General features: G+C 63.9%; 24 protein-coding genes and 2 pseudogenes. 16 read left to right on the forward strand and 10 right to left on the reverse strand.

Annotated elements, in window-relative coordinates; all coding sequences use genetic code 11:
* Positions 1-9 precede the first annotated feature (9 nt).
* Genes RHO23_RS23445 through RHO23_RS23455 form a run of 3 tightly spaced genes read left to right on the forward strand, consistent with a single transcriptional unit; the run spans position 10 to position 3,045 of the window.
* A complete protein-coding gene (locus RHO23_RS23445; protein WP_057968745.1) occupies positions 10-1,599 on the forward strand; it encodes a flavin-containing monooxygenase in 1,590 nt (529 codons plus the stop codon).
* Entirely contained in the window at positions 1,596-2,555 is a 960-nt protein-coding gene (locus RHO23_RS23450) for an SDR family NAD(P)-dependent oxidoreductase (protein ID WP_064407692.1), read from the forward strand. The genes RHO23_RS23445 and RHO23_RS23450 overlap by 4 nt, the downstream gene beginning before the upstream one ends.
* A gap of 52 nt (positions 2,556-2,607) precedes the next feature.
* Positions 2,608-3,045 (forward strand): hypothetical protein, encoded by a 438-nt coding sequence (locus RHO23_RS23455; RefSeq protein WP_193601852.1) that lies wholly within the window; start codon positions 2,608-2,610, stop codon positions 3,043-3,045.
* A 12-nt stretch (positions 3,046-3,057) separates the two neighbouring features.
* On the opposite strand, the gene RHO23_RS23460 is transcribed toward RHO23_RS23455, so the two are convergent.
* A complete protein-coding gene (locus RHO23_RS23460; RefSeq protein ID WP_064407693.1) occupies positions 3,058-3,579 on the reverse strand; it encodes a 2-oxo-4-hydroxy-4-carboxy-5-ureidoimidazoline decarboxylase in 522 nt (173 codons plus the stop codon).
* A gap of 171 nt (positions 3,580-3,750) precedes the next feature.
* Between RHO23_RS23460 and RHO23_RS23465 the strand changes: the two are divergent.
* Positions 3,751-4,379: pseudogene (locus tag RHO23_RS23465) on the forward strand (MmpS family transport accessory protein).
* Here the strand turns inward: RHO23_RS23465 and RHO23_RS23470 are convergent.
* Complete coding sequence (locus RHO23_RS23470) at positions 4,376-4,864, reverse strand: inorganic diphosphatase (protein WP_030095840.1); 489 nt, start codon at positions 4,862-4,864, stop codon at positions 4,376-4,378. The pseudogene RHO23_RS23465 and the gene RHO23_RS23470 sit on opposite strands and share 4 nt — an antisense overlap.
* 105 nt (positions 4,865-4,969) lie before the next feature.
* Between RHO23_RS23470 and dacB the strand changes: the two genes are divergently transcribed.
* The 3 genes from dacB (at position 4,970) to tilS (ending at position 8,369) form a co-directional block, all read left to right on the forward strand.
* On the forward strand, positions 4,970-6,367 hold the full coding sequence (dacB, locus tag RHO23_RS23475; RefSeq protein ID WP_030095839.1) for a D-alanyl-D-alanine carboxypeptidase/D-alanyl-D-alanine endopeptidase: 1,398 nt from the start codon (positions 4,970-4,972) through the stop codon (positions 6,365-6,367).
* Between the two features lie 68 nt (positions 6,368-6,435).
* Positions 6,436-7,437 (forward strand): zinc-dependent metalloprotease, encoded by a 1,002-nt coding sequence (locus RHO23_RS23480; protein WP_227457858.1) that lies wholly within the window; start codon positions 6,436-6,438, stop codon positions 7,435-7,437.
* Positions 7,416-8,369, forward strand: a complete 954-nt coding sequence (tilS, locus tag RHO23_RS23485) for a tRNA lysidine(34) synthetase TilS (RefSeq protein ID WP_064407694.1) — start codon at positions 7,416-7,418, stop codon at positions 8,367-8,369. Before RHO23_RS23480 ends, tilS begins: the two co-directional genes overlap by 22 nt.
* On the opposite strand, the gene RHO23_RS23490 is transcribed toward tilS, so the two are convergent.
* A complete protein-coding gene (locus tag RHO23_RS23490; protein ID WP_423488413.1) occupies positions 8,366-9,862 on the reverse strand; it encodes a flavin-containing monooxygenase in 1,497 nt (498 codons plus the stop codon). The two genes, tilS and RHO23_RS23490, sit on opposite strands and share 4 nt — an antisense overlap.
* An 89-nt stretch (positions 9,863-9,951) precedes the next feature.
* On the opposite strand from RHO23_RS23490, the gene hpt reads away from it, so the two are divergent.
* Positions 9,952-10,533 (forward strand): hypoxanthine phosphoribosyltransferase, encoded by a 582-nt coding sequence (gene hpt / locus RHO23_RS23495; RefSeq protein WP_030095835.1) that lies wholly within the window; start codon positions 9,952-9,954, stop codon positions 10,531-10,533.
* A gap of 28 nt (positions 10,534-10,561) precedes the next feature.
* Here hpt and RHO23_RS23500 read toward each other — a convergent pair whose 3' ends face one another.
* The 6 genes from RHO23_RS23500 to RHO23_RS23525 form a co-directional block, all read right to left on the reverse strand.
* Entirely contained in the window at positions 10,562-11,170 is a 609-nt protein-coding gene (locus tag RHO23_RS23500) for an SIMPL domain-containing protein (RefSeq protein ID WP_064407696.1), read from the reverse strand.
* Between the two features lie 3 nt (positions 11,171-11,173).
* Positions 11,174-11,923, reverse strand: a complete 750-nt coding sequence (locus RHO23_RS23505; RefSeq protein ID WP_057965728.1) for an SIMPL domain-containing protein — start codon at positions 11,921-11,923, stop codon at positions 11,174-11,176.
* 24 nt (positions 11,924-11,947) lie between these two features.
* Positions 11,948-12,979 (reverse strand): zinc-binding dehydrogenase, encoded by a 1,032-nt coding sequence (locus tag RHO23_RS23510; RefSeq protein ID WP_064407697.1) that lies wholly within the window; start codon positions 12,977-12,979, stop codon positions 11,948-11,950.
* A complete protein-coding gene (locus tag RHO23_RS23515) occupies positions 12,979-14,172 on the reverse strand; it encodes an LLM class flavin-dependent oxidoreductase (RefSeq protein ID WP_064407698.1) in 1,194 nt (397 codons plus the stop codon). Before RHO23_RS23515 ends, RHO23_RS23510 begins: the two co-directional genes overlap by 1 nt.
* Positions 14,169-15,134 carry an alpha/beta fold hydrolase gene (locus RHO23_RS23520; protein WP_057965731.1) on the reverse strand — a complete coding sequence of 322 codons (966 nt, stop codon included), beginning with the start codon at positions 15,132-15,134 and terminating at the stop codon, positions 14,169-14,171. The genes RHO23_RS23515 and RHO23_RS23520 overlap by 4 nt, the downstream gene beginning before the upstream one ends.
* Before the next feature lie 273 nt (positions 15,135-15,407).
* Positions 15,408-16,226, reverse strand: coding sequence for a Coq4 family protein (locus RHO23_RS23525; RefSeq protein ID WP_064407699.1), 819 nt, complete (start codon positions 16,224-16,226; stop codon positions 15,408-15,410).
* Positions 16,227-16,288: 62 nt separating this feature from the next.
* On the opposite strand from RHO23_RS23525, the gene RHO23_RS23530 reads away from it, so the two are divergent.
* On the forward strand, positions 16,289-16,972 hold the full coding sequence (locus RHO23_RS23530) for a helix-turn-helix domain-containing protein (RefSeq protein WP_064407700.1): 684 nt from the start codon (positions 16,289-16,291) through the stop codon (positions 16,970-16,972).
* Here the strand turns inward: RHO23_RS23530 and RHO23_RS23535 are convergent.
* Positions 16,950-18,515: pseudogene (locus tag RHO23_RS23535) on the reverse strand (substrate-binding domain-containing protein); the annotation flags it as partial. The gene RHO23_RS23530 and the pseudogene RHO23_RS23535 overlap by 23 nt on opposite strands.
* Before the next feature lie 205 nt (positions 18,516-18,720).
* On the opposite strand from RHO23_RS23535, the gene RHO23_RS23540 reads away from it, so the two are divergent.
* The 7 genes from RHO23_RS23540 (at position 18,721) to RHO23_RS23570 (ending at position 24,629) form a co-directional block, all read left to right on the forward strand.
* On the forward strand, positions 18,721-19,149 hold the full coding sequence (locus RHO23_RS23540; RefSeq protein WP_057963930.1) for a hypothetical protein: 429 nt from the start codon (positions 18,721-18,723) through the stop codon (positions 19,147-19,149).
* 161 nt (positions 19,150-19,310) lie between these two features.
* A complete protein-coding gene (ftsH, locus tag RHO23_RS23545; protein ID WP_057963929.1) occupies positions 19,311-21,581 on the forward strand; it encodes an ATP-dependent zinc metalloprotease FtsH in 2,271 nt (756 codons plus the stop codon).
* 1 nt (position 21,582) lies between these two features.
* Positions 21,583-22,197, forward strand: coding sequence for a GTP cyclohydrolase I FolE (folE, locus tag RHO23_RS23550; RefSeq protein ID WP_057963928.1), 615 nt, complete (start codon positions 21,583-21,585; stop codon positions 22,195-22,197).
* Positions 22,194-23,246, forward strand: coding sequence for a dihydropteroate synthase (gene folP, locus RHO23_RS23555; protein WP_057963927.1), 1,053 nt, complete (start codon positions 22,194-22,196; stop codon positions 23,244-23,246). The genes folE and folP overlap by 4 nt, the downstream gene beginning before the upstream one ends.
* On the forward strand, positions 23,243-23,629 hold the full coding sequence (folB, locus tag RHO23_RS23560; protein WP_057963926.1) for a dihydroneopterin aldolase: 387 nt from the start codon (positions 23,243-23,245) through the stop codon (positions 23,627-23,629). Before folP ends, folB begins: the two co-directional genes overlap by 4 nt.
* Complete coding sequence (gene folK / locus RHO23_RS23565) at positions 23,626-24,162, forward strand: 2-amino-4-hydroxy-6-hydroxymethyldihydropteridine diphosphokinase (protein ID WP_064407701.1); 537 nt, start codon at positions 23,626-23,628, stop codon at positions 24,160-24,162. Before folB ends, folK begins: the two co-directional genes overlap by 4 nt.
* Positions 24,162-24,629 carry a DUF3180 domain-containing protein gene (locus RHO23_RS23570; protein ID WP_064407702.1) on the forward strand — a complete coding sequence of 156 codons (468 nt, stop codon included), beginning with the start codon at positions 24,162-24,164 and terminating at the stop codon, positions 24,627-24,629. Before folK ends, RHO23_RS23570 begins: the two co-directional genes overlap by 1 nt.
* Positions 24,630-24,636 lie beyond the last annotated feature (7 nt).

A 24,636-nucleotide genomic window follows, 5' to 3' on the forward strand; every position in this document is an offset into this window, starting at 1 on the left:
GGACGTCGAATGACTAGTACACGTGTGCGGGGTAGCGAAGCCAACGGTCGGGAACGGGTTGTTCCCGACCATGAAGTCGCGATTATCGGAGCCGGCTTCGGCGGTATCGGAGCAGGTGTTGAGCTCACCAAAAAGGGAGTTCACGATTTCGTGATTTTGGAGAAGTGGGGGGCCGCCGGCGGCACCTGGCACGCGAACAAGTATCCGGGCGTGGCCGTTGATATCCCGACCTTTATCTACAGTTTTTCCTACGACCAGAAGACCACCTGGTCGAAGTTCTTCACCCCGGGTAATGAACTCGAGGAGTACGCCAACGAGCTTGTCGACAAGCACGACCTGCGGCGCAAGATCCGGTTCAATACGCGCGTCGTTCGTCAGGAATTTGATGAGTCGCAAAATATCTGGGCTCTCACCCTGGACGATGACACCGTCATCACTGCTCGGCATGTGATCGCCGCGACCGGCGGACTTGAGCAACCCAAGCTCCCAGAAATAGACGGTATCGATTCCTATCAGGGTGTGCTGATGCATACCGCGCTGTGGGACAAGGATGTTCAGCTTGCCGGGAAGAGGGTGGCGGTCATCGGAACCGGGGCTACCTCGCTGCAGCTCGTTCCCGAGATCGCCCCGGAGGTTGGCAACCTCACCGTCTTTCAGCGCACGCCCATCTATGTGGGGCCCAAACCTGACTTGAAGTACAACGCGTTCTGGCGGGCACTGTTCGGATTCCCCGGTGTCGCCAAGGGCATTCGCCACGCGATCAACCTCAGCACCGCGTACATTCCGGATGCTGTTTTCAACCTCGACTCCAAATACGTCGAATCGGCATCGATGGCCATGGCCAACAGGATTCGCTCCTGGATGCGTACACAGGTCGACGATCCGGTGACCCGCGAGAAGCTGCTGCCCTATTACGGATTTGGCTGTAAGCGTCCGTCGTTCTCTAACACCTACCTCAAGACGTTCAACCGGCCCAATGTGGACTTGGTGACCGAACCGATTCAGCGGATCACCGAGAAGGGTCTGCTGACCGCGGACGGCGTCGAGCATGAAGTAGATGTATTGATCTGTGCCACGGGATTCGCGATCTGGGATCACATGCCGGCCTTCCCGACCGCCGGGCGAGGCGGCAAGGACTTGAAACGATTCTTCCAGGAGAGCCGCTATCAGGCTTACCAGGGTGTTTCGATTCCCGAGTACCCCAACTTCTTCCTTGTTCTCGGACCGTACGGCTATGTGTTCGGGCCATATCACATGCTGATCGAATCGACGACCGCGCACGCGGCCCGGGTCATCGCGGAGACCAAGAAACGCGGTGCCACCACCGCCGAGGTCAAGCCGGACGTGCACCAGGCCTACTTCCGCAAGATGCACCAGCGCAACAAGAATCACCTGTGGCTGTCTCCGGCATGTTCGACGGCCAACACTTACTACATCGACAATCACGGTGATTCACCTTTCCGGCCAGGCGGTTTCGGCGAGATGTACTTCCACAACAAATACTTCCGGTTGGACAACTATCGCTACGGCAGCGAGACGGTAGCGCCCGTGGTGAAGGTGGCATCGAGGCGTAAGCGCAACAAGGAGGTCGTGGGATGAGACTGCTCCCCGCACGTAAACCAGATCTTGTTGTAGTGACCGGCGCAGGCAGCGGCATCGGGCGAGCCATCGCCATCCAATTCGCCAGGGGCGGTGCGGAGGTGGTGGCGTCGGATCTGGATCTGACCACCGCCCAGGAAACGGCGGAGATTATTCACAACAAGGGGCTGCGTGCCGTTGCTTTCCAGCTCGACGTCACCGATCCATCGGCATGGGAGCGATTCGCCGAACAGGTCCGGGCGGAGTACGGCGTTCCCGACGTGCTGGTGAACAACGCGGGCATCATGGTCGGTGGTCGTTTCTTCGACCTGGAGCAGGAACACTGGGAAAAACAGTTCCGGGTCAACGTTTTCGGGGTCGCCTACGGTGGCCGTGTCTTCGGCAAGCAGATGGCCGAACGCGGCCGCGGCGGTCAGATAGTCAACATCGCCTCGGCGGGGGCCATCACCCCGACGCCGGTCTTTCCCGCCTATTCCGCGTCCAAGGCGGCAGTGAAGATGCTGAGCGAATGCATGCGGATGGAACTGGGCCCCAAGGGAATCGGGGTGTCTGCGGTATGTCCCGGCTTCATCAACACCAACATTGGGGTAAACGCCACCGTGGCCGGCGTGGATCTTCCCGATGATGTGCGTGAGCGTGTGAACAACGTGATGAGGGCCTTTCAGTCCTCTGCCCCGATGCGAGTGCTGGATCAATTGATCGGTCCTCCGCAGGTTGCGCGGGCCACGGTCCGCGCGGCGCGTTACAACTTTGCGGTGGCTCCGGTGCGTCCCGAAGCGTGGCTCGGTTATTTCTTGAGCAGGCTCCTGCCAGGTCTCAATCGACATTTCATGTATCCGATCCCGTATTGGCTCGGATTGGATATCGACTCGCTGATGCCGAGGGTGCAACGCGTCATCGACAATCTGACGGAGCGCACCCCGGTTACACCTGCAACCGAGCAGTCGCCGGTGTAACCGGGGATTGATCCGCTCATCGGGAATCGAACAATGGCCCTGGCAGGCCCGCGTGGGTACGGTGGCCTTTGTGGCGACACAACATCAAACGTTCCGGGTCTTCACCGACAATGCCGACGGATGGCATGAGCTGACCAACGGAACGGGTGTCACCGCGCGGGTGAACGCCCCCGATCTGAAGCAGGCGCAGCGGGCTCGGCATTCCTTGCGCACCTCGCGTAAGGAAGCACCTGCGGTCATCTTGGACGTGTATGTGCACATCGAGGCCGATTCACGGTCGGCCCGTAAGCATTTTGCGAGCCTGCGGGTTCCCTCGGCGGTGTCGTATGCGGGCACGCCGGAAGGGCTGGCGGGTCTGATCGCCGATATCTACCTGGCCGGTGTCGCCGACGGGGTGACCCTGATCCCGGCGTCGCCCACCACAGATATCGGTTGTGCCGCACGCCGCGTATTCGCATTGCTGCCGCAGCGCGTACCGCTGGCGGCGTAGCGCGCGGCTAGCTCACCAGTTGTCGTAACCGCCCTCGGGGCCGAGCATGCGCTCCAGGCGGGTGCGGTTGATCTTTGCGAGTTCGTTGCGGGTCACCTTGCGTTCGGTGTCCACGTCGTGGTGCATGCGGTCGGAGATCGCACGCAGTACGGAGGCACCGTCCTGTCCGCATAGGTGCATGACGAAGCGGTGGCCGAAGTGGTGCTCGTACCGGTGGGCGGCGGCCCGCAACGCGGCCATCATTCCCGGCGTTTCGTCGCGGATCGCGCACTGCTCGGCATGTGAACGTGCGCTTCCCGGGCGTCGGCCCAGTGGCGGGTAGGCGATCAGTACCTCGTCCAGTGATTCCTCGGACAGGGCGAAGAGCTCGTTGTCGGCGTACCGGAACAGGGCATCGTGATCGGCGAACGGCCGGGCGGCGGCGATCTTCCGCGCCCAGGTCACGCTGCCACCACACTCGTAGAGCGCGTGGACCGCTTTGGTGTCGGACATCTCGTTGAACGTGTCGCGGCCGATGCCCTGATGCATCAACATAGAACCATGATTCGACGGGGCGCCGCTGTTCGCTAGAGGGGGACCGTGCATTTTGCAGGAGTTTAACGCGACGTAACATTGCACCCAGTTGTACTGGGGAAGGAGTGGGGGACAGTGACGGATCCGGCCTGGTAGGAGTACCCGCAGGAGCCATGGCCACCCGGCGAGCCGATTCCCTATCCCGAGGATCCGAAACCCCCGAAGTGGCCGTGGATAGTCGCCGGCGTCAGCATCCTGGCGGTGCTGGCGATAGCGCTGACCGCCATTCTGGTCATCACCCGCCGAACTGAGGTGGCCGCACCGACAACGGTCACCGTCACCCCATCGACGACCTGGACGGGGCCCAATGACGTCCCCTTGCCGTCGATAACGACGACAGAGCCACCTCCGCCATCACCACCCCCGCCCAACCCCAGCACCGGCGTCGAAACCACGCCAACGACCACTGAGGCGCCGCCGGTGCCCACCACGACCGAGGCGCCCACCCCGGTGCCCACTACGGGTCAGGGTCCCGGGGGGCGGGGAACGGCGGCAAGAACGTCACCTACAGCGTGGGTGGTCAGGGCGGCGGGGTCAATGTCGCCTATATGACGGACAACGACTACGTGCGTGTGTCGAATATTTCGCAGCCGTGGGCAGTCTCGGTGACGGTTACACGTCGGGACGTTCCGCTGACCATGAATGTCACCATGGTCGGTGAGGGCACCATCAGCTGTTCTATCACCGTTGACGGAGTGACCGTCGCCCAAAGCAGCACCGACGTGTTCGCCGTCGTGTGCCAGGCGCCTATGCCGGGCTAGTGTCCCTGGGTCTTAAGGCGCTCGAACGATGCGGTGACCTCGGCTTCGGCCTCGGCGCGGCCCACCCAGTCGGCGGCCTCGACGAACTTGCCAGGCTCGAGGTCCTTGTAGTGCACGAAAAAGTGCTTGATGGCGTCCAGCTCGAAGCTCGACACGTCACCGATGTCCTGGATGTGATCCCAGCGCGGATCGCCCGCGGGTACACACAGCACCTTGTCGTCGCCGCCGCCGTCGTCGACCATCTTGAACATGCCGACGGGCCGTGCCTCGACGATCACGCCCGGGAAGACGGGCTCGGGCAGGAGCAGCAGGGCGTCCAGCGGATCGCCGTCCTCACCGAGGGTGTTCTCGATGAAGCCGTAATCGGTGGGGTAGGCCATCGGCGTGTAGAGGTAGCGGTCCAGACGCACCCGGCCGGTCACGTGATCGACCTCGTACTTGTTGCGCTGACCCTTGGGGATCTCGATGGTGACGTCGAACTCCACACCCGCTCCTTGAATGTCGGTGGTACTTAGCCTGTCAAGTCTGCCTGTCAGTCTTCGCGCAAGCGCTCGTCCAGCGGGCACCAGGATAGCGATACCCTGCAGAGCATGGTCACCGCCAGGGCACTTGATCCGCGTCGCTGGCGGCGCTCTACCCATGTCCTGCTCGCCGTCGCCGTCGTACTGGCGATTGCCGCGTTGGTACTTGTGGCCTCGCTGACCACCGGAGCCGCCACCTCCCATCAATTGCAGGGCGCCGATCCGGAGCCGGTACTCGTCAGCCCCAAGCCCGGCGTTGTTCCGGTTTCCGATTCCGCGCCGGTTCCGACGGTGGACGGGCTGGCGCAGGCGCTGGACAAGGCGCTGGCCGATCCGGCGCTCGCGATGTTCACCGGCCGGGTCACCGATGCGCTGACGGGCCGCGAGTTGTGGCAACAGGGCTCGACCGTGCCGATGGTGCCGGCGTCCACCAACAAGGTGCTGACCGCGGCGGCGGCGCTGATCACCCTCGAGCGCGACGCCAAACTCACCACTTCGGTAGTCGCTGATACCGCGGGGCAGCGCGGATTGGTGACACTGGTCGGTGGCGGAGACCCGATCCTCAGCGCGGCGCCGGCGGGCACCGACACGTGGTACCGCGACGCCGCCCGTATCAGCGATCTTGCCGATCAGGTGCGCAAGTCGGGCGTCACCGTCACCTCAATCACCGTGGATATCAGTCGATTTGGCGGACCGTCGATGGCACCCGGGTGGGATCCGGCAGACATCGACGGCGGTGACGTCGCGCCGATCCAGGCCGTGATGCTCGATGCCGGCCGCACACAGCCGACCGACTATGACTCACGCCGTTCCACCACTCCCGCATTGGACGCGGGGCGTGCACTCGCCACCGCGCTGGGGGCTGACCCGGATACGGTGCGATTGGATGCTGCGCCCTCGACAGCGAAACCCATTGCCTCCGTGCAGTCGGCGCCGCTGATGGAGCGGCTGCGGGAGATGATGAATGCCTCCGACAATGTCATGGCAGAGACAATCGGGCGCGAGGTGGCGCTGGCATCGGGCCGACCGCAGACCTTCTCCGGAACCGTCGATGCCGTCACGAGCCAGTTACGCAGCGCAGGAATCGATCTCACGGGCCTGACATTGCGTGATTCCAGTGGGTTATCGGTGGACGACAGGGTGACGGCACGCACCCTCGACGAGGTTATCGGAGCGGCCGCCGGCCCCGATCAGCCGAAGCTGCGACCGCTGCTGGATGTGCTGCCCATCGCCGGCGGCAGCGGCACGCTCTCGGAACGCTTCGTCCTCCAAAACCAAACCTCGGCGGGCTGGTTGCGCGCCAAAACCGGGTCGCTCACCGGGGTGAACACACTGGCAGGTGTGGTCACCGACATCAGCGGCCGGGTGCTCACCTTCACGTTGATGCAGAACCAGGCCACCGCCCCGACCGCGCGCAACGCGGTGGATAACACCGCGGCGGTGCTGCGGTCATGCGGATGTAGCTGATGACCACGCCGGATCGCGTGGCGAAGCGCGGAGCCGGAACCGAGCGTCCCGAGTTGACGGTTGGCCGCATGGTCAACTGGGAGTTCGCGGCCACCGTGGGCGCGAAGCTGGCACGACCCGCCCCGCCCACCACCGAGTACACCCGCCAGCAGGCCATCGCCGAGCTCTCGGATGCGGCGCGGCGTGCGGAAGCTCCGGTGCGTGAGCTCACCGGCTTGGCCGATGGGCTGGTGGTTCCGGAGGCGCGGATCATTGACCGCCCCAGCTGGATTGCGGCGGCGGCCGAGTCCATGCGGGTGATGGCCGGCGGTGACGGCGGCGCCTCGGGGTTTTTGTCCGGCCGCGTCACCGGGGCGCAAACCGGCGCGGTGCTGGCCTTCGTCTCGTCGGGCATTCTCGGACAGTACGACCCGTTCACCGCGGAAGGGGCGGGCGCGTTACTGCTGGTGTATCCGAACATCATCGCGGTGGAACGTCAGCTTCGGGTGATGCCAAGCGATTTCCGGATGTGGGTGTGTCTGCATGAGGTGACGCACCGTGTGCAGTTCTCGGCCAATCCATGGCTGGCGGACTACATGTCGGGCACGTTGGCAACACTCGCACATGAGCAGGAAGAAGATGTGGCCGGCATGCTCGGCAGGCTGGCCGAGTTTGTCCGATCCCCGAAAGGGCAGGGCGAGAACGGGATTGTCGACTTGTTGCGCGCTATGCAATCCGACAGCGGCAGGGATGCACTGGATCGTCTGCTGGTGCTGGGCACCCTTCTCGAAGGACATGCCGACCATGTCATGGATGCGGTTGGCCCCGCCGTAGTCCCCTCGGTGGCATCCATAAGGTCGCGCTTCGAGGCGCGGCGTTCACGCAAGCAGCCACCGCTGCAACGGGTCATCCGTGCGCTCATCGGCATGGATGCCAAGATGCGTCAGTACACCCGTGGCAAGAGATTTGTCGACCATGTGGTGGGAACGGTGGGGATGGAGCGTTTCAACACCATCTGGCAAGACCCCGAGACGTTGCCCAAGCCAGCCGAAATCGAGGACCCGGATCTATGGATCGCCCGAGTTCTCTAGCACTGCGGCGAGCTGTCAAATCCTTTGGTGCGCAGCACCTCCCGAATGCCACCGCTGTCACCGTGGCGCTCTCGGGTGGCGCTGACTCGCTGGCGCTCGCGGCGGCTGCCGTCGGGCAGGGCTGGGCGGTGACCGCGCTGATCGTCGACCACGGGCTGCAGCAGGGCTCGGCCGAGGTCGCGGCCCAGGCGCGGAATCAGGCGCTGGCCCTGGGATGTCGTGACGCATTGGTTCTTTCGGTGGCCGTTGACGGCCCGGGTGGTCTGGAAGCGGCTGCCAGGACTGCCCGGTATGCCGCACTGCGCAAGGCCAGTGACGGGCTGCCCGTGCTTCTTGCCCATACTCTCGACGATCAGGCTGAGACGGTGCTGCTGGGACTCGGGCGAGGATCGGGGGCACGTTCCATTGCCGGAATGCGCCCGTGGGATGACCCCTGGGGGCGCCCGTTCCTGGATGTTCGCCGCACCGAGACGCGTGCAGCCTGCACCGAATGGGGGCTCACTCCATGGGAAGACCCGCACAATGTCGATCCGCGCTTCGTCCGGGTGCGCCTGCGTCACGAGGTGCTGCCGTTACTGGAGCAGGTTCTCGGAGGCGGCGTGGCCGAGGCCCTTGCCCGAACCGCGGCCTCGCTACGCGAGGACGGGGATGCGCTCGACGAGCACGCGCGGGCGGCCTTCGCCGGTACGGGTTCTCTGGAGGTTTCGGGTCTGCGCAATTTGGCGCCCGCCGTACGGAGAAGGGTGATCAGGCTTTGGCTGTTGGCTGGTGGTGCACAGGATCTGAACGACAACCAGATTCGCGCGGTGGATGGGCTCGTTGCGCAATGGCATGGGCAGGGCGGGGTCGCGGTGGGCGCGGGTTTGCCGTACCAGCGCCTGGTGGCCTCGAGATCGGGTGACCGGCTGGTGCTGTCGATCCACGACGTCTAAGTGATTGCGAAGTCCTCGCGATTCGGAGAGGTGAGCGTGCGACGGTAGTCGACGGGAGGCCAGGGCCACAGCTCCGGTACGCCGTCGGCTCCCAGATACCAGCTGTCACATCCCGAGGACCACACGGTATTGGGCATGGCCCGGCGCACCTCGGCGTTGAAAGCATCCGCGGCATGCGCGGTCGGTGCCACCGATTGAACTCGGCCATAACGTATCTCGTCGATCCAATGCATCGCGAACTTCACCTGCGTCTCGGCGATCGAGATCAGCGAATTGTTTCCGATCGGACTGTTCGGCCCGATCAGGAGAAAGAAGTTTGGGAATCCGGCCAGGCCCACGGCGCGGTATGCGCGCGGCCCGTCACTCCACACCTCGCTGAGCTTCACCCCGGCGCGGCCGATCACCTCCATCGGACGCAAATAGGAATGAGCATCAAAACCCGTGGCACACACCAGAATATCCAGCTCATGCAGAACTCCGTCGTTGGTGATGACGCCCTGTGGCACGATGCGTTCGATACCGTCGGTGAGCACCGCGACGTTGGGGCGTTGTACCGCTTTGAAGAACGGCACCGACATGACCAGTCGCCGGCACAGCGGCTCGTAATCGGGATGCAGCTTCTCGCGCAGCGCGCGATCGCGGATGAGCAGCCGATGCGATGCCCGCACGAACCCCTGGATGAGTCGGCGCCGTACACCGGGATTGACCACTGATCCACCCACGCCCCGTTCGAAGTAGAAGCGCCACAAGCGATAAGAGAACCTGTTCAGTATTGGTACCCGGGACCACATAGATTTCGACATGGACGAGTAGGTGAAGTTGGGCACTGGTGCGACCCACTGTGCCGAGCGCTGGAACACCGAGAGGCTCCGTACCTCGGTGGCGAGTGCACCGATGATCTGGACCCCCGAGGATCCGGTACCGATAAGCCCGACCCGTTTCCCCGCGCACTGCACCGTGTGATCCCACCGCGCCGAGTGAAAGCACGGGCCGGCGAATGTTCGCAGGCCGTCGATATCGGGAAGGCGGGGAAGGTGCAGCACTCCGGTGGCACTGACCACGACATCGGCGGTGTCACGGCTGCCGTCGGAAATCTCCAACTCCCAGTGGGGCTGGCCCGGCTCATCTACCCATTCGGCCCGGGTGACGGCTGCGCCGAAGCGGATGTTCCGGCGCAGACCCTGCTCGTCGGCGAATCTCACGAAGTACTGGTGGATCTCGGGACCTGGTGAGAAGCCTTTGCTCCAACCGGGATTCGGGGCGAAGGAGTAGGAGTAGTAGCGCGACGGCACGTCGCACTGCAGACCTGGGTAGGTGTTGTCCCGCCAGGTTCCGCCGACCTCGTCGGCCTTCTCGTAGACGGTGAAGTTGGTGATGCCCCGGTGCCGGAGGGTGGAGGCCATGCACAGACCGGACATGCCAGCCCCGATTACCACCACGCGGATATCGCGGGACGGCAGCTCGTCGCCTGCTCCGTAAGCGCCATTGCTCACGTTTCCATAGTGGCCTATTTCGTAAACAAAGTCACTAGCCAATGTCACCGGCTTGGTGAGCTTGCGTTCTCCATGGCACGCTGTCCGTCGTGACCTGCGAACAGCAACAGTCATGCGGCGAGCAATACAGCGGCGACGTGAAATCGGTGCTCCTCACCGAGGAGCAGATTCGTGCCCGGACTCAGGAGCTTGGCGCCGCCATCGGCGAAAAGTATCGCGACATCGAGGGCGACCTGCTGCTGGTGACCGTGCTCAAGGGTGCCGTCATGTTTGTCTCAGATTTGGCTAGGGCCATCCCCATCCCGACCCAGATGGAGTTCATGGCGGTCAGCTCGTATGGCTCGGCAACCTCGTCCTCCGGTGTGGTGCGCATCCTCAAGGATCTGGATAGGGACATCCAGAACCTCGACGTCCTGATCGTCGAGGACATCATCGATTCCGGGCTGACCCTGAGCTGGCTCATGCGGAACCTCGCCTCGCGCGGCCCACGGTCGCTGAATGTGGTGTCGCTGCTGCGCAAGCCCGAGGCTAAGAAGGTCGACGTCGACGTGGCTCTCGTCGGCTTCGAGATCCCCAATGAATTCGTGGTCGGTTACGGGCTCGACTACGGCGAGCGCTACCGCGATCTGCCTTTCATCGGAACGCTGCACCCGCGCGTCTATACCGACTAACTGTCTGTGACGGTCTTCGCGTGAGTGCTCATGTCAGCTCCCACGTCACGGTGATGTCGGCGCTGACGGTCTGCTGACCCGCCTCCACCGGTGGCCCGCTCGCTGCACGCAGCATCGCGAACTCCGCGCGTGGGGATGGGCTCGAATGGCTCCTGGTCTCGTCGATGCGCAGCACCTTGCCCAGCGTCCCCTCGGACAGGGTTGCGTACTGCTCGGCCCGGGCCCTGGCATCGGCGAATGCCCGTTCACGTGCCTGGGTCGCGAGATCGGTGCTGTCCTGCAGATCAAAGCTGACCCCGGACAGCTGTGCGGCCTCACCTCCCGCGGTGACTGCCTTATCCAGCACATCGGAGACCTTCGACAGGTCGCGGACGGTGATCCGTACCGAGTTGTCGGCCGAGTACCCGGTGATCTTGTTGCCGTCGAATTGCGGGTGCACAGACATCCATGCGGTTCTCACGTCCTCAGCGGCCACGCCCGAGTCGAGTACCGCATCGATCACCGCACGGGCCTTGGCCTTGACATCGGCCATCACCCCGGCGATACGCCGTGAGCGGACTGACACACCGACCGTGGCCATGAACACGTCGGGACTACCGCTGGCCTCGCCGTGGCCGACAACCGTGATGTCACCCATCGCTTAGGTCAGCTCCCAGATGACGCTTACCTCGAATGTCACCGTCTGCTGTCCGGGCTCCAGTGGTGGCGCGAACGACGCGTCGGCTTGCATGGGTGCCCGCTTCCCCATCATCGGCGCGGGGGGAGGCACCGATCCGTGGGATTCGTCGATGCGCAGCACCTTGCCCAGTTTGGAGCCCGATAGGCCGGCATACTGCTCGGCGCGGGCCTTGGCGTCGTTGAAGGCGCGCTCGCGCGCACCCTTCAGCAGGTCGGCGTCGTTGTCGAGATCGAAGCTGACGCCGGACAGCCGCGCCGCGTCGCCGCCGGCCTGCACTGCCTTGTCCAGGACTTCGGATGCCTTCTTGAGATCACGGACGTTGATACGCACCGAGTTGGTGGCGTTGTACCCGGTGATACGGGCGGGACCGCCCTGCGGGTAGGTCTGTTCGGGCTGGATGGACAGCTCGTTGGTCTGGACGTCCTCGCGGGCCACCCCGGCGCCGACCACGGCGTCGATGACGGCCTGAGCCTTCTCGCTGGCCTGAGACAGTGCCCCGGAGACATCCTTGGCGCTCACCGATACGCCCACATCGGCGCGCAGGACATCGGGTGCGCCCTTGACCTCGCCCTTGCCGACGACCGTCACATTCCGCGTGGACTCCGGGCTGCCGGTGGAATCATCACCGCAGCCGGCCAGGAGCACCGCCATCGCTGCGGTGGCAGCCACCGCGGCCGTCCGGGTCAGTGCTGTCCGTCTTTGTACCCGCATGTCACTTCCTGTCCTCCCCAACCTTTACGGCACCACCAAAATCTTGCAGTGGTGCCCCGGATCGCCGAGATCGGCAAATGCCGATCCGACATCTTCCAGACCTACCTCACCTGTGACGAGGTGCGCAACATCGATCTCGCCGTGCGCGATTCGCCGCAGCGTCTCGGAGAACTCTGTCGGGTCGTAGGCGAGCACGAATTGAAGCGCAACTTCCTTGGCGATCCCGAAGTAGGGGGTGATGGCATCGGGCTCCATGCAGACGCCCACAACCACCACCCGCGAGCTGTGCGGCGCATCCCTCAACACATTGTTGAGGATGCCCGGCACCCCGACGGCCTCGAAGATCACCGGCGCGCCCTTCCCGGCTCGGGACCAGGCCTCGAAGGTGGGCTCGACGCCGGGGTCGACGATCTCGTGCGCTCCCATGCGCTGGGCCAGATCACGCCGCGCGGGGGAGTAGTCCGCGGCGACAATGGGCTCGATGCCGAGGTTATGCAGGGCCGCTATCACCGCTATGCCGACCGGGCCACACCCGATGACGATCGCTCCAGTACCGGGTTGGATGCCCGATTTGTTGACGGCATGCAGACCGACCGCCATCGGTTCGGTGAGCGCCGCGTACCGCGGGTCGAGACCGTTGGGGATGGGCAGCAGTAGCGGAGCGCTCAACAGCATCTGCTCGGCGTAGCCGCCGAGTGTGCTGTTGCTATAGACGATAGGTTCGATTCCCTTGGAAGATAGCAAGATTGGAATTGACGTCACAGGGGTCCCTGGCTCGGGGGCCTGCGTCCCCGGTCCGGCCTCGATCACTTCTGCGGCGAACTCATGTCCCATGAAGACGTCGGCTTCCAGGTCGACGCCGTCGGTAAGACTGGGCATGCCGGCCATCTGTTTGGACAGTTCGATCGCTTGCGCACCGTGCTTTGCGAAATGAAGGTCGGATCCGCAGATTCCGCATGCGGTGACCTTGACGAGTACCTGTCCTTCTCCGGGCACCGGGTCGGCCACATCGTCTCGATAGACCATCGCGCCGTTGCGCAGCACCGATGCTCGCATCACGCATGCCCTTTCTGTGCGCGGTCGTTCTGATGTTCGACGATGGCCTTGGCGACGGCCTCGCCGGCACGGCCCAGGAGCTCGCCGCGCTTGGCCTGCGCCCAGTCGTGCGAGATCCTGGCGGCGGTGAGCTGTCCCGTAAAATGCGGAATCACCTTGCGGGCGAACAGTTCATAGGATTTGAACGTGGCCTCCGGTGAAGCCCAATCGTGCCCCAGCATCAGGAATGTACCGAAGCCGCCCGACTTGTCGAGCAGGCCCTGGACGTAGTCGATGGCATCGTCGGGAGTCCCGATGCAGCAGTTCCCTTCGTCCACATAGGCCTTGACGAACTCGCGTGGGTCCGCCTGCACGCCGTCTACTTCATTCGCAAGCGGCAGCACCCCGACGGCACCGAAGTAGTGTGCGTAGTCCGGCAGACCGTACGTACAGTCCTCGATGGCCTGCTCACGTGTTTCGGCGAGGTGCATGATGCCGAGCACCCGCCAACTGGACCGATCTGGTTCGGGATGGCCGTGGGCGGCCGCCTGTTCACGCACCACTTCCCAGGCGTTCTCCAATGCCGCGAATCCACCCGGGATCGATACCGACAAGGACAGCAGGCCTGCGCCGAGCTTTCCGGCCAGCCGCGGACCCGAAGGGGAAAACATCGCCGCGGTAAGGATTTCCGGATAGGGGTGGGTGTAGGGGCGCAGCTGCAGCTGTGCATCCCGCAAAGTGAACCAGGATGTTTCGCGGCTGATGCGCTCATCCGGTGCCGCGCGCAGCAGCGCCAGGATCGCCTCCAGCGACTCCTCCTGCATCTGGCGCTGATCGAGCGGGTCGATGCCCATCATGTACGCGTCCGTCGGCAGCGCACCGGGTCCGGTACCGAATATGACACGGCCCCGGGTGATGTGGTCCAGCAGAATCCAGCGATCCACCACCATCAATGGATGGTGGTAGGGCAGTGACACCACCCCGGTGCCCAGCCTGATGTGTTTGGTGCGCTCGGCCGCAGCGGCAATGAAGACTTCGGGGCAGGAGATCAACTCGTAGCCGCCGGAGTGATGCTCACCAAACCAGGCCTCGTCATAACCCAGCCGATCCAGGGCAACCACCCGGTCTAGGTCGTACTCCAGTGCGGTGGTGGGGTTTTGGCCGACAGGATGAAACGGGGTGATGAAGGCACCGAATCGCAGTGGGGTGCTCATCGCGCAACCTGTTGCAGGAATTCCAGGAGCGCGGCATTGACCTCGTCGGGCCGCTCCTGCTGAATCCAGTGTCCAGCGCCATCGATCAGGATGTCACCGCGGTTATCGGTGCGGTATTTCAGACTCCCCGCGTGGTCGGTGAAACCGAGAACAGGGTCGGCTGCGCCCGCGATGAATAAAGAGGGCACAACGACATTGGCTCCGGCCAGGCGCTCGGTCAGCGCCCAGTTGCGATCGAAATTCCGGTACCAGTTCAGCCCTCCAGTGAACCCCGTGCGGGTAAATTCCGCGACGTAATGGTCCAGTTCGGTCTGGCTCAGCCATCCGGGAAGCTCGCCGGGATCGGACATGCGCTCGATGAATCCGGCCGGGCCGGGTGCGATCATCGTGGCGCCGTCGGTGTGGGCCATGCCTATCAGCATGCGGCGCATCGTGGCGGTGGGATCACGGCTGAGATCGGCGTCTGCGACCCCCGGCTCCTGGAAGTACAGTATGTAGAAGAAGTTGTCGCCGAACAGCTTTTTCCACGCCTGGGTAGGCGCCACCTGGCTACGCCGGGTGAAGGGGACCGACAGCCCGGCGACACCTTCGACGCGTTCGGGGACGGCGAGTGCGGTATGCCAGGTGACGACGGCGCCCCAGTCGTGCCCGATGAAGGTGGCCTTGCCAGCGCCCACCTCGTCCAGGATGCCCAGCAGGTCATCGGACAGCGCTTCGATGTTGTAGTCGTCGATGTGCGCCGGTGAACTCGACCTGCCATAACCCCGCTGGTCGGGGGCGATCACGTGATATCCGGCGGCGGCGAGTGCCGGAATCTGGTGGCGCCAGGAGTAGGCCAACTCAGGGAAGCCATGGGCCAGAACGACTACGGGCTGACCCTGCTCACCCGCCTCGACGATGCGCAGGTGCACGCCGTTCGTGGCGATGTCACGTTCCCGGATATCCACAGCGGCATCGGTCATCAGCGCATTCTCACCTTCTGAGGGTGGCCAACAGCGTTGTTGTCGCTGCTTCGCCGTACAGGCTCATCAGCGTTGTGATTGCCACTAAACCACAACACACAATCGGCGACCAGGATGCCGATTGCCGGTCATGCCGGAGTGATCGAAGGCGCTCGGCCCCTCACCCATGTTGCGTACGCGGGTGTTCGAAATATTAGACATTTTGGCGATCTCGTCAGAATATGAATCGCCGCGGGTCCCCGCGTGGGTGAATCGTGTTGATTCGGTGGAGATTCAGGCCGCGATAGGGCCCGCGTCGAGGATGCGCTCGTAGTTCCAGGGTGTCGGCGGCTTGATGGAAGGCGGTGTCCATTCGGTGGTCCACCTACCTTGCGGATGTGCCACTTCGACCGGACTGACCCCCAGGGCCGACTGGGCCTGGCGATAGGGCAGTTCGAGTAGCTCCTCCCAGGGCGCGGCCATCAGCAGGTCGGCGCGACGGCCACGCTCTACCGCCTGGCGGTAGTAGCGGAGTTTGAACGGCGCTGAAGCGCCCGGCAGGGTGAGGGCGCCGAACATCCCGAGCTTCTCCAGCGGTCCTGCGGGTTCCATTTGTCCGCAATGGAATCCGATGTTAGCCATTTCTCCAGCGATGTCGGGACCATAACCGCCGATGGTGTGGAACATGTCATGAAGTGCGGTGCCCCTGATGATCATGTAGTAGAAGTCCTCGTCCCAGTTGTTCTTCTCGGCGATCGGCCTGATGATGTTCGCTTCGCCGAAGACGCCTGCGTCGAGTTTGTTGGTGTTCAGGAACGACAGGTAGGCGTGCCCCAGGCTGCCGAATGGCAGGGAATTCAGATACTCCACATCGTTGAGCACGGCGAGCAGGTCTGGCTTGTTTTTGAACAGCTTTCGGCCGTTCGGATGGGCCCGCACCTGATAGTAGGAACGCGCGAAGACCGGCGCCTCCATGCCGAGGAACGCCTCATAGATGTCGCCGTGGTACTTGGCGTCAATCAGCATGCGCCAAGCCTTCAGCCAGGGAGTCCACGTCGTGCGGTCTGGTACGACACCGCCGGGATTAGAGTATTTGGCCAGGTCGTTTTGCATGCGATTAATAATAGGCAAATACATGAAAGTGTCAATATATTTCCCAAGGAGGCGGCTGCGGGGTGGCTCGTAAGAGTGAGGGAGTGAGCAAGGTTCCACGTGGACGCGGCAGGCCGCCGGGTGGCGGTAACACCGCCCAGCAGGCGCAGGCGCAGCTCCTTGATGCTGCGGAGCGGCTGTTCGTCGAGCGCGGATACGGCGCATCCACGATGGAAGCCATTGCGCGGGAAGCCGGATACAGCCGAGCCGTGGTGTATCGGCATTTCCGGAACCGGGACGATCTGATGGATGCCTTGGTGGTCCGCGCGACGATGAGCGAGATCACCAACATGATCGGTCGTCTTATCGTGCTCAAGGACCTGGCCGAGATCATTCCGGAATCGATGGTGATCGTTTCCGTGGAGGTCGGCGCCAATCCGCTACTGCGCGTGCTGGCCGACCGCGATGATCGCGGCACGGTCGCTTCGTTGATTGTCAACGCGCCCAATCTCATCGACCTGTTGACCTCGCTATACGCAGGTGTGTTCAGTACCCGGATGGCGGAGGTGCGGCAGGGGGTACGGCCCGAGGACGCCGCGCGGTACGTGTTGTCGGTGGCGTTGTCGCTGCTCCTCGGGCTGATCCCGGGAACCGATAACCCGGAGCAGGTTCGCCGCTACGTCAGGGTTTTCGTGCTGCCCACGTTGCTCGCCAACCCTCCCGCGCCCGAGGCCGTGTTCGTCTACGGGCAGCGGTTCGAGCCCTGATGAGATCGATGACAATGTTGGGGATCTCATCCGCGCTGCGTGCGACGCGGCTGCCCCCTCCCGGGGTGGCGTTCGAAATCTGTTTGAGGACAGCGGCATCGGCGTCTTCTGTGATGCCGAGGGTGATGAGCACAACGGGCCGTGCGGGGTCTTGCTCTTTCTTCAATGTTGCGAGCAGTTGGTCCAAGGAGATGCCGTTCGGATCCTCATTCGCTCCGTCGGTGATGATCACCACGCTGTTGACGTAGTGCGGGTCGTATGTCGACTGGACCTTTCGGAACGCCGCGAGTGTGGTGTCGTACAAGCCGGTTCCACCGCCGACTAGGGCGTCCAGGCCGTGGCCCTCATCCGCCAGAAGCTGACGTTGAGTCCTATCGCCCACCTTCTCGCCGAGCGTGCGGATGGGCAGCAGGTCTTTCCAGTCCTGCCCCGGCCCGCCCTTGTCGATCGAGAAGGCCCACAGGCCGATCTGTGCGTTCTCAGGGAACAGCGGAAGCCCGTTGTCGATAGCCTGGCTCAACAGACCGACACGGGTGGTCTGCCCCGCGGAGAACTTCATCGAGCCGGAGACATCGAGAACGGCAAGCATTCGAGAAGGCAAGGCCAGCACCGCGTATCGGCGCATCGCGGTGTCGAACGCGGTCAGGTCGTTCACGGTGAGTGTCTCGATCGTGCCCACCCCCTTGCCGGCCAGTGGCGCGAAGTCCGGTCCACGGAATCCCGCACTCGTCAAGGCATCTGCGCCGTTGCCGCTGGTCAGACGCTCCGCAAGAGCTTCCCCTGCTTGCTTGGCCTTGGCATGTCGATCATTGGCGGCTTCGGTCACGGCTATCGGATAGTTGAGGGCCGGAGCGCCCGTCGCGGGAACGACGGCGGTGAGCTTTGTGTCCGGATGTTTGGCGTTGAAGTCGATGAGCTGTTGCTCGGTGGAAACTGCCAGGCCGCCCGTCTTGGCCACCTCGGCCAGGCGTTCTTCGGCGCTGCTCTGCCTGGTGTTGGTCAGCTGCGACTGCGCGATAGGAACGAGTGCCGCCGTGATGGCGTTGGGATCGCTCTTCCCCTGTTCGGCCTCGGCGAGTGCGCCCACCACCGGGCCGGCGGCCACTGTGTCGTCGAGTGGATTACCGATCCGCAGCGCGGGCTGCTTCAACACGCTCAGCCAGGAGTCGAATGTCGGCGTTTCGCCCTGCTTGGCGGCCACCACAACGGGGGTTCGGGCCACCGACTGACTCGCCGAATCCAAGGGGGACCCGGTGGCGCGCATCTGCCTTGCCAGCCAGATGGACGAATCGGGGAGCCACAATGCGGGCGCACCTCCGGGCTTGCCGAGCGCCGCTGCTGTTGCCGCGGAGGGTTTCGCCTCCACGGTGAGTTTTGTGCAGCCGATTTCTTTGGCGCTCGCGCCGCCAATTGCCTTCGAGACGGCCGCCGCGATGGCCGGGTCGGTGGCCACCGTGAACGGGGTGACGTCTGCGCATCGTCCGGAGAATTTCTTGTATGCGAAGAACCCGAGCCCGCCGAGCAGGATGGCGACTACCGCCAGTGCGATCCACTTGGGCAGACTCGTCCGACCAGACTGTTGTCTTCTGCGATTGCGTTCACTGTGGCGACCAGGCATGACTGGGCCTCTTCGTTCTCGGCCGCACGCAGACCTGGTGCCCGCGTCGTGAGGCTCGGGGGATAGTACCGTGAACAAGATCACGCTCTGGCCGCCTGAGCAGGCACTTGAGGGGTGTGAAAGGGGGAACATGCGGGTATTGGCGGGGGTGATGTTCTGTGCCCTGTTAGCTGGCTGCTCGGTATTCACATTCGGTGATGACCCGGTCGAGGTTCCGCTCGCCGAGGCCGAGGCGTTCGGGCGGATTGACGTCCCGGACGGTGTCGCGGTCCTGAAAGTGAGGCGAACGCACTTCCAGGACACGCTCTATGCGGTCGTGCTGCGGGCCACGGCACGGGATGTGGACATGACGTTGCGGAATTCGAAGTTCACCGGGCTATTCCGCCCCGTGCAGAACCCCGCGACCCTCACGGTGATCGCAGGTCCGCCGCTGTCGGGCGCCACGAACGTCACAGAGGCCCAAGACCATGTGGAGAAGCCATGGGTTTATCGCACCATCGTCCAAGATGTCAGGTCACCCGATGAGGTCTACCTGCATATCAGCCTGTTCAACACCTAGCCCCTTATTGAGCCTGGGGACTACCTCCGTTTTCTCCCTCGGCGTAGTGCGCACCACAGATGCGAACATGCAGGTGAGGTAGCCTGAGAGTTCATTACGTATGCCTATGGCCTGCCCCATGACGACGGAAGGACCGGGCCGCTGACCGCGGCCGACGCTGTATGAACCGGACAAACGTGTTTCGCACCCTGGGCGTCATCGTGGTGGTGCTGCTGCTGGGGTGGTCGTTCTTCTACTTCGGCGACGACACCCGCGGTTACAAACCCGTGGACACCACGGTCGCGATCAAGCAGATCGACACCGACAACGTCAAGAGCGCTCGTATTGACGACCGTGAGCAGCAGCTGCGGCTGGACCTCAAGGCCGGCAACGGTGATACCGAGGGCAAGGACAAGGTCATCACCAAGTACCCGACCGGGTACGGGGTGCCGCTGCTGGAGAAGCTGAACGGCAAGGGTGCGGCCGTCAGTACGACGGTGAACCAGGGCAGCATCCTGGGATCGCTGCTGCTGTACTTGCTGCCGGTGATCCTGCTGGTGGTGTTGTTCTTCGCGTTCAGCCGCATGCAGTCCGGTGGTCGCGGCATGGGCTTCGGTTTCGGTAAGTCGCGGGCCAAGCAGCTGTCCAAGGACATGCCGAAGACCACCTTCGCCGACGTGGCCGGGGTCGACGAGGCCGTGGAAGAGCTCTACGAGATCAAGGATTTCCTGCAGAACCCGTCGCGGTATCAGGCGCTGGGGGCGAAGATCCCGCGCGGTGTGCTGCTCTACGGCCCGCCGGGTACCGGTAAGACGCTGCTGGCGCGTGCGGTCGCTGGCGAGGCGGGAGTGCCGTTCTTCACCATCTCCGGGTCCGATTTCGTGGAAATGTTTGTGGGCGTTGGTGCTTCGCGTGTTCGCGACCTGTTTGAGCAGGCCAAGCAGAACAGCCCCTGCATCATCTTCGTCGACGAGATCGACGCCGTGGGCCGCCAGCGCGGTGCGGGTCTGGGCGGCGGTCACGACGAGCGCGAGCAGACCCTGAACCAGCTACTGGTCGAGATGGACGGCTTCGGCGACCGGCAGGGCGTCATCCTCATCGCCGCGACCAACCGTCCCGACATCCTCGATCCGGCGCTGCTGCGCCCCGGTCGTTTCGACCGGCAGATCCCGGTGTCGAGCCCCGATCTGGCCGGCCGCAAGGCCGTGCTCAAGGTCCACTCGGCGGGCAAGCCGTTCGGCCCCGACGTCGATTTCGACGGGCTGGCCAAGCGCACCGTGGGTATGTCTGGTGCTGACCTGGCCAATGTCATCAACGAGGCCGCCCTGCTCACCGCACGTGAGAACGGCACCGTCATCACGGCGGCGGCGCTGGAGGAGTCCGTCGACCGGGTTGTGGGCGGTCCGCGCCGCAAGGGCCGCATCATCAGTGAACACGAAAAGAAGATCACCGCCTATCACGAGGCCGGGCACACCCTGGCGGCGTGGGCCATGCCAGATATCGAGCGGGTCTACAAGGTCACCATCCTGGCGCGCGGGCGTACCGGCGGGCATGCCATCGCGGTACCCGAGGACGACAAGGGTCTGGCCACCAGATCCGAGATGATTGCGCAGCTGGTGTTCGCCATGGGCGGCCGCGCCGCCGAGGAGCTCGTATTCCGCGAGCCGACCACCGGCGCGGTGTCCGATATCGAGCAGGCCACCAAGAAGGCTCGCGCCATGGTCACCGAGTTCGGCATGAGCGCCAAGCTCGGCGCCGTGCGCTACGGCACCGAACACGGCGACCCGTTCCTGGGACGCACCATGGGCACGCAGCCGGACTACTCCCACGAGGTCGCTCGCGAAATCGATGAGGAGGTACGTAATCTCATCGAAGCCGCGCATACCGAGGCGTGGGCCATCCTCACCGAGTACCGAGATGTGCTGGACACGTTGGCCGGCGAGCTGCTGGAGAAGGAAACGGTGGTCCGCAAGGATCTCGAGGAGATCTTCAAGGACGTGCAGCGTCGTCCGCGATTGACCATGTTCGACGACTTCGGAGGCCGGATTCCGTCCGATAAGCCCCCCATCAAGACCCCGGGGGAGCTCGCCATCGAACGTGGTGAACCCTGGCCTCCTCCGGTCCCCGAGCCCGCGTTCAAGAAGGCCATCGCCGAACAGGCGGCCGCTGCGGTGCCCGCGAATGGGGCGCAGTCTGCGCCGAATGGTCAAGGCGGTCAACCGGTTCCGCCAGGAAGTCATCCGGGTCAGCCGTCGGGCGCCAACTATGGTGCACCCGCGGGCTGGTATGCACCCGGCTGGCCGCCCCAGGGGCAGCCTCCGTACCCGCAGCCGGGTTACCCGCCGCAGGGACACGCTCCGTACCCACCGCATGTCCCGCAGCCCTACCCGTATCCCGTGCCGACTCCGCATCAGCAGCCGGCTCCGGATGAGGGCAGCGAGAGCAAGAGCTGATATGAACTCGCCCGAGACGGCCGAGCGCAACGGCCAGCCGGCTGGTCACGTCTTCGACCAGGCACGTGCCGAGGCTGCGGTCCGTGAACTGCTCTTAGCGGTTGGTGAGGACCCGGACCGGCATGGGCTGGTGGACACGCCCGCCCGCGTCGCGCGCGCGTACAAGGAGATATTTGCCGGTCTCTACACCGACCCAGATACGGTGTTGAACACCACCTTTGACGAACAGCACGACGAGTTGGTGCTGGTGAAATCGATACCGATGTATTCGACATGTGAGCATCACTTGGTGTCGTTTCACGGTGTGGCACATGTGGGGTACATCCCCGGTAAGCATGGCCGGGTTACCGGACTATCGAAAATCGCTCGGCTGGTTGATCTTTACGCAAAACGGCCTCAAGTGCAGGAGCGGTTGACGGCACAGATCGCTGACGCGTTGGTGCGCAAGTTGGAGCCGCGCGGCGTGATCGTCGTGGTCGAAGCCGAGCATTTGTGTATGGCCATGCGCGGTGTGCGCAAGCCCGGAGCGACAACAACCACCTCCGCGGTGCGTGGCCAGTTCAAGACTGACGCCGCCTCGCGGGCCGAGGTTCTCGACCTGATGATGAGGGCATGATCGCCGGCGTGACGGATACCCCCGCATTGACCCATATTCTGGGAGTCGTCAACGTCACCGACGACTCCTTCTCTGACGGTGGGCAATTCATCAAGCAATCGGATGCGGTGGCGCACGGGCTGGCGCTTGCTTCTGCGGGCGCCGACATCATCGATGTCGGCGGGCAGTCGACGCGGCCGGGCGCGACGTCGATCAGGCAGAAGATTGAAATGCAGCGGGTCATCCCGGTGATCAAAGAGCTTGCCAGCCATGGGATCAACGTCAGTGTTGACACCATGCGCGCCGAGGTCGCGGCCGCCGCGGTGGAGGCGGGTGCGAACATGGTCAACGATGTCTCGGGCGGCCGGGCGGACCCGGAGATGGCCCCGCTGATGGCGAGTCTGGGGTTACCGTGGATTCTGATGCATTGGCGCTCAAAGGATTTCATACACACATCGAGTGCTAAGAACTACGGTGACGTGGTTGCCGATGTCTCACGCGAGCTCATGGAGTCGGTAGAGGTTGCGCTCAAGGCCGGAGTTTCTCAGGACAAGCTGATCCTTGACCCGGGTCTTGGCTTCGCTAAGACTGCCCGTCACAATTGGCTGTTACTCCAAGCGATTCCGGATTTACAGGAGCTGGGTTACCCGATTCTCATCGGCGCCTCCCGGAAACGATTCCTGGGTTCGCTACTTACCGACCTCAAGGGCGTGGAGCGTCCGGCCGACGGGCGTGAAACCGCAACGGCCGTCATCACCGCGCTTGGCGCGCTTCATGAGGTATGGGGTGTGCGGGTTCATGACGTCACGGCATCCATGGACGCGCTGAAGGTGGTGCGGGCCTGGGAGACTGGCGGTGTCGAGACCATCGAAGAGGACGAGGAAGAGGGGCGCGAGCACCTCCCGGAACAGCAGACCGAGCCCGAACCTACGCCCGCCGCCGAAATCGCTCAGGACGAGGTGACCATGGAGGTGACCGTGCGGACCGCTCGACCCGAACCCAGTAAGACCGCAGGGGGCAAGTGGCGTCGTGAGGTTGCCCAGCGCGGCACCAAGGGCGGCACGAAATGACCGACCGCATCGAGTTGCGCGGCCTGAAAGTTTTTGGTTATCACGGAGTTTTCGAGCATGAGCGTCGCGACGGCCAGGAGTTCTCGGTAGACGTCACCGTCTGGCTGGATCTTGATACCGCGGCGGCCACGGATCAGCTGACCGACACCCTCGACTATGGGGAACTGGCTCAGCGGGCGGCCGCGATCGTGTCCGGTCCACCGCGCAATCTCATCGAATCGGTTGCCGGTGCGATCGCCGACGATGTGATGACCGATGCCAGGGTTCACGCTGTGGAGGCGGTGGTACACAAGCCCGACGCGCCAATTCCATTGACGTTCAGCGATGTTGCGGTGGTGGCCCGCCGTTCCCGGAGATCGCGGCCCGGGGGATCACCGCAGTGACCCGCGCGGTGCTGTCTATCGGATCCAATCTCGGTGACAGGCTCGCGCACCTGCAATTGGTCGTCGACGCGCTGGGCGCGGATGTGATCGGCGTTTCACCGGTGTATCAAACCGCACCGTGGGGACCGGTTCCGCAGTCTGACTATTTGAATGCCGTGGTCATCGCGCAGGGGCGTGAACCGCGGGAGTGGCTCGAGGTGGCGCATCGCCTAGAGCAGTCTGCACAGCGAGTACGTGCGGAACGCTGGGGCCCACGGACTCTCGACGTTGACGTGATCAGCTGCAGACAGGATGTCGACGACACCGCAGTGGCTAGCGAGATCCTCTCCGAGGACGTAGAGCTGACACTGCCGCATCCCCGCGCGCACGAGCGAGCTTTTGTATTGGTGCCGTGGCTGGCGCTCGATCCGGAGGCTGCACTGACGGTCGAGGGGCGGCTCCGTCCGGTTGCCGAGCTGGTGGCAGGTCTGTCCGAAGCCGAACGTGCCGGCGTCCGCCGTGTGGATGACACTCTGACTGGTCCGGCTGCGTAATGGGACCCACTCGGATCCGTGAACTGCTGCTGGGGGGCTCCGTTACGGCGATCCTCGGCTTTTTCTTTGTCTCAGTGGCTTACGGTTCCCTGCCGCCGATCCCGCTGCTCGGGGGTGTTTCGCTGTTGGCGCTGGCGATCGCCGAGGGTGGCTGGGCGTTCTACATCCGCAACAAGGTCACTGACGGTGAGATCGGGGTTGGCACGGGACGTTTGCCGGCGCTTGTGGTGGCACGTTCGGTGGTGGTCGCGAAGGCCTCGGCATGGCTCGGCACGCTGATGACGGGATGGTGGCTCGCGATGCTGGTCTACATCCTGCCGCGGCGCGCGCAGCTGGCCGCGGCAGCAGCGGACACATTCGGCGTAGTGATCGCCACCGGTTGTGCGTTGGCGCTCGTGGTCGCCGGGCTGTGGCTACAGCATTGCTGTAAGTCGCCACCCGACCCGCCCGCGACCCCCGCCCGATAGCACCCGC

Origin of the sequence: Mycobacteroides sp. PCS013, assembly GCF_049532645.1 — a bacterium.
In the GTDB taxonomy this organism is placed as follows: Bacteria; Actinomycetota; Actinomycetes; order Mycobacteriales; family Mycobacteriaceae; genus Mycobacterium; species Mycobacterium gwanakae.